Raw genomic sequence first — 5,374 nt, 5'->3', positions numbered from 1 at the left:
CCGCCGACCCCCGCCCGCAACGCCCTGCGCCGCGTGAAGATCTACACGCCGCTCGTGGTGCTACTGGGGATCATCTTCTGCGTCGTGCAGGGGCTCCGCCCGCTGCCCGACCCGAAGCTCGAACTCGGCGCGAAGAAGTCGTTCGCGTTCGAGGGCGCCAAGCCCGACTTCGCGTGGCCCGACATGGGCCAGTCCGCCGCCAAGGTGGTGGGCGCGGGCGACGTCGGCACGTACGGCGAGCAGAAGCCCGTCCCGACGGCCAGTATGGCCAAGGTCATGACGGTGTACGTGATCCTCAAGGACCACCCGCTGGACCCGAAGAGCTTCCCGATAAAGGCGGACGAGCAGGGTCCCATGATCAAGGTCGACGCCCAGGCCGAGAAGGAGTCGAAGTCCGGCGACGAGTCGCGGATCAAGGGGCTCGTCGAGGGCAAGGAGTACTCGGAGTACGACTGGCTCCGGATGACCCTCATCCCGTCCGGCAACAACGCCGCCCGTCAGCTGGCGCGCTGGGACGCGGGCTCCGAGGAGGCGTTCGTCAAGAAGATGAACGACACCGCCAAGGAGCTCGGCATGACCAACACGGTCTACACCGACCCCAGCGGTCTGCAGGAGACCACCAAGAGCACGGCCGTCGACCAGGTGAAGCTCGCCGAGGTGGCGATCCAGAACAAGGTCATCCGTGACATCGCGGGTCAGCCGAACGCCGAGGTCGCCGGTGTCGAGAAGCTCTACAACAACAACGGCGAGCTGCTGATCAAGGGCACCGGTGTCCTGGGCATCAAGACCGGATCGAGCACCCCGGCCGGCGGCGCGCTGATGTGGGCGGCCCGCCGCGTGCTCGACGGTCACGAGTACCTGATCGTCGGCACCACGATGGACCAGCACTTCAAGGGGCTGGACCCCGACGCTGCGAACAGCCTCTCCATGGTGCTCAAGAAGAGCTACGCGCAGATGACGGCCATCCAGAAGGCCATGACCACGGCCAAGGTCGTGAAGAAGGGCGACGTCGTCGGCCACGTCTCCGACGGTCTCGGCGGCACGACCCCGGTCGTGGCCACCAAGGACGTCACGGCCGTGGGCTGGCCGGGCTTCGAGACGAAGTACTCGCTGGGCGACGGCGGCCACAAGATCCCGCACTCGGCGAAGGCCGGGACCGAGGTCGGCGAGCTCACCGTGGGCAGCGGCCCGGGCGCCGTGAAGGTTCCCGTCGCCCTCCAGAAGGACCTCGCCGAGCCCGGTTTCGGTGCCAAGCTGACCCGCCTCGGCTGACGGCGGGAGTCGCGGCCTCCGGTCCGTACGCGCCGCGTACGGACCGGAGGCCGTTTCGCACGGGCGGGGCACAGGGCCGCCGCCCGGCAATTCGCGGTCGCGCTCACGCGGCGTGCTAGCGTCGCGAGGGTTTGCGCACGGCCGGTCCGCCGTGCCCGCTACCCGAGCGAACGGGACAGCGTGACGATGGGGGATGACCTCGGGGGAGACGGGGAGAGCCGCAGTGACCACCGTGGGACCGGCGCGTGCCGGGAAGCCGGACGAGCCGGGCAAAGGCCGCCGGGAGGCGCCCTCCGGGATACGGGACGGGGCCGCGCCCGGGGGACCGCGTGAGCGTCTGGCCCGGCTGGGCCGTGAGCTGCACCGGCGTCCCGTACTGACCACGCTGCTCGTGGCCGCGCTGCTGCACGTGGTGTGGGTGTTCGTCTTCGCAAACAGCGGTGGTGATCTCGCGGCCCAGGACGCCTGGGCCGAGTTCGCGCTCCAGCACCCCTCCTCCGCGTACAACCTGTCCTGGTACGGCGGGATGCACCCCGTCTCGTACAGCGCGATCTCGCCGTATCTGATGGCGCAGCTCGGGGTCCGGCCCACGATGATGCTCGCGGGCACGGCGTCGGCCGGGCTGATCGCGCTGCTGCTGGTGCGCAGCCGTGTCGTGCGGCGGCCGCTGTGGCCCGCGCTCTACGGCGCGTTCGCGCTGACCTGCAACGCGATCTCCGGGCGGGTGACGTTCGGGCTCGGCATGGCCTTCGGGCTGGCCGCCGTGGCCGTGATCTTCGCCTGGCCCGCGCGGTGGCGCAACGAGGGCAAGTACCGGTGGGGCCGGGCCGCGCTGGCCGGGGCCGCCGCCGCGCTGGCCACCGCGGGGAGCCCGGTCGCGGGTCTGTACGTGGGGATAGTGGCGGCGGCGCTGTGGCTGAGCAAGCGGCGCCCCGCGGCGTACGCGATCGGGCTGCCGCCGGTCGCGGTGGTCGCCCTGTCGGCGTGGCTGTTCCCGTTCTCCGGCCAGCAGCCGATGTTCTGGCCCTCGGCGATCCTGCCGCTGCTCAGCGGCATCTTCGGCGTGGTCTTCGTCCCCAGGGAGTGGCGCACGGTCCGTACCGTGTCCGCGCTCTACATCCTGGGCGTGCTGCTGGTGTGGCTGATCCCCTCGCAGATCGGTACGAACATCTCGCGGCTCGGCATGGTCTTCGGCGGGATCGTCCTCGTCGCCGTGCTGTCGCAGTGGAAGGTGCCGCCGCGCGCCGAGCTGCTGCGCACCGGCCGGAACTGGACCGCGCTCGTCCTCGCCGTGCTGACCATCACCGCCTGGCAGGCGGCCAACGCGATCGGCGACATCATCCACACCACGCCCGCCGCCTCCTGGGCGCGTGAGCTGGCGCCCCTGATGGACCAGCTGCAGAAGCTGGACGCCGACCGCGGCCGCGTCGAGGTCGTGCCCGCCCGCAGCCACCGCGAGGCGTCGGCGCTCGCCCCGTACGTGAACCTGGCCCGCGGCTGGAACCGGCAGGCGGACCGCGAGCGCAACCCGCTCTTCTACGAGCCCGACCTGCTCGACCCCTCCAGCTACCGCGCCTGGCTGGACCGCTGGGCCGTGCACTACGTGGTGCTGCCCACCGACGAGCCCGACGACGCGGCCAAGGCGGAGGCCAAGCTCGTGCTGAAGGGCCAGCCCTACCTGCGCGAGGTGTGGAACGACGCGAACTGGCGGCTCTACCAGGTCGATGCCCCGACCCCGCTGGCCGACCCGCCCGCGGTCGTGGACAAGGTGGAGGCCAACGAGGTCACCATCACCGTGAAGGCCGCGGGCCCGGTGCTGATCCGCATCCCGTACTCGCCGTGGCTGAGCGTCGTCGACAAGGACGGCAAGGCCGTGCAGCCGCCCAAGCCGGGCCCGCACGGCGAGCCGCCGGTCAACGTCCACGGCTGCCTCACCAAGCAGGTGCAGGAGGCGCGCGGCGCGCAGCCGGAGGACGCCTGGACGCTGCTGCACGCTCCGCGCGCGGGGACGTACCGCATCGCCTCCCCGTACAAGCTGCCGCGCGGCACGGGCTGCCCGGACGACCTGGCCCCGTGACGTCCCGCCGGTGATGTCCGGCGTCTGAGCGGCTCACCCGGTGCAGACGTGGTCCTGGCGCGGGCCGACCTGGCGGCGCTCCGTCTCCAGGTCGGCCAGCACCTTGTCGAGCTTCGCGCCGGTCGGTTCGCTCAGGTAGTCCAGCACCGCGTGCTGGAAGGCGAAGCGCATGCGCGGAGGCATGGCGTCCGAGGCGTCCAGACACAGGGTCCGGGCACTGCGCAGCTCACGGTCGATGTGCTGGTTGAGCCGCTCGGACGCCGGGATGACCTGTGGGCGCGAGAAGGGGAAGAACGGGCGGAAGGGGTTGTCCGCCCGCCCGGGGGCGTGCGCCGCTGCCCACGCCCGCTGCGCCCGGGGCGTGGTGAGGTAGCCCAGCAGGGCCTTCGCCGCCGGGCTCCTGCCGAAGAGCGCCGCGTAGTCGGCGGAGACCTCACGGGCGGGGGAGCGCGCGTCCGTGCCGGGGAGGACGCCGGGCGTGGGCGTGAAGTCGGCCCGGCCCCCGTACCCGCTGCGGGCGAAGGTGGCCTGGTGTTCCAGGGAGCAGGCGGATCCCCCTGAGCTCCCCGAGCCCCCTGAGCCTCCCGAGAGGAAGCCGTCGTGCAGCCAGTCCTTGCCCAGCGCGTCCTGCGCGGGTGCGGCGGTGAAGATGCCGCCGAAGGCGGTCCACGCCTTCCTCATCTCGTCGGAGGTCCACGAGAGGCCGCCGCTCGCCAGCTTCTCGTACGCCTGCGTCCCGCTCTGCTGGAGCAGCAGGTCCTCGATCCAGTCGGTGCCCGGCCAGCCGACGGTGTCGCCGCCGCCCATGCCCGCGCACCAGTGGGCGCCGTCGCGGGCGGCGGCGGCCGGGTCCCGGGGCGGGGAGGCCGCGTCGTACCAGACGATGCTCTTGAGGTCGGCCTTCACGGGGACGGCGTAGACCTGTCCGCTCACCTTGGGCACCCACCGGGGGCCGTACGCGTCCGCCGTGCCCTTCGGCAGGACGTCGCCCAGGGGCTGCAGGACGCCTTGGGCGGCGTAGTCGGCGGCCTCGCCGCGGCTGGGCAGGACGGCGATGTCGGGGGCGGTGCCCGTGCGGATGCGGGCGAGCAGGACCTCGCGCAGGGCCGTGGTGTGCTCGTAGGTGACGCCGACGTCCGGGTGGGAGCGCTCGAAGGACTTCAGGACCTCCCGGAAGCCGGTCGCCTCCGGGTCCTCCCAGGAGGCGAGGACGGTGAGCCGGGTCTGCCGGGCGCCCCGCTGCTCGGCGTAGACGAGGACGCCGAGCCCCACCAGCCACACGGCGAGCACGGCGGCCGTGATCCGGTGGGCGCGCCTGCCCGTCAGCGCGTTCCGCGCGCGCCGCACGGGCCGGGTGAAGCGGTATTCGTCGATGCGGGGCAGGAGACCGAGCAGCACCAGCGCGGCGACCGCGACAGCGGTCACCACGATCCAGCTCGTGGCCCCCTCCTGCCAGCGCGCGTTCCCCAGTGCCTGCCGCACCTGGAGGGTCTCCAGGCTGATCCCGCCGTGCGTCCTGTCGTGCTCGATCCGTGCGGCGGCCGTGCTCAGCCGGTGCTGGATCTGGACGGCGAGGACCGTCACCGTCGGCACCCCCGCGGCGAGCAGCAGGGTGCCCGCGGCCAGGCCCGGGTTGAAGCGGCGGCGGAAGCGGACGCGCAGCAGGCGCTGCGTCCAGGCCAGCAGCGCGAGCAGCCCGGCGCAGAGGGCGAGGGCGGCCGACCACAGCAGGGTCAGCGGACGGCCGAAGGCCGCTTGGCGGTGCAGCAGGGCGCGCTGCTCCCGCTGGACGGTCCCCAGACGCTCGACGATGTCCTCTTCGGTCGAGCGGGCGTTGGCCAGGTACGCCGTGCGCAGCGGCTTGTTCACGGCGCTGCGGGCCGCCTGCTGGACGAGGTAGCTGTACGAGGAGACCAGGGCGGAGGCGGTGCTCAGCTCCGCCTCCTGCCGGCCCGCCACCCCGTAGGAGGCGGCCTTGGCCAGGGCCTGGTTGGCGGAGGTGAGCTCCGCCCGGTACTCCTCGCC

Annotated in this window: 3 protein-coding genes; 2 read left to right on the top strand and 1 reads right to left on the bottom strand. The window is 72.6% G+C overall.

Annotated elements, in window-relative coordinates:
- A partial coding sequence (locus K6I34_RS30655; protein ID WP_374231066.1) for a D-alanyl-D-alanine carboxypeptidase family protein occupies positions 1 to 1,272 on the top strand: 1,272 nt, incomplete at its 5' end.
- A gap of 223 nt (positions 1,273 to 1,495) precedes the next feature.
- Positions 1,496 to 3,349, top strand: coding sequence for an MFS transporter (locus K6I34_RS30650; protein ID WP_374231065.1), 1,854 nt, complete (start codon positions 1,496 to 1,498; stop codon positions 3,347 to 3,349).
- Between the two features lie 33 nt (positions 3,350 to 3,382).
- Here the strand turns inward: K6I34_RS30650 and K6I34_RS30645 are convergent.
- Positions 3,383 to 5,374: ABC transporter substrate-binding protein (locus K6I34_RS30645; RefSeq protein ID WP_229330941.1), on the bottom strand; the 1,992-nt coding region annotated here is incomplete at its 5' end.

The organism is Streptomyces sp. UNOC14_S4 (genome assembly GCF_020740835.1).
Lineage (GTDB): Bacteria > Actinomycetota > Actinomycetes > Streptomycetales > Streptomycetaceae > Streptomyces.
The sequence above is the reverse complement of the archived record's forward strand: the minus strand, read 5'-3'. Positions and strand labels throughout refer to the sequence as shown.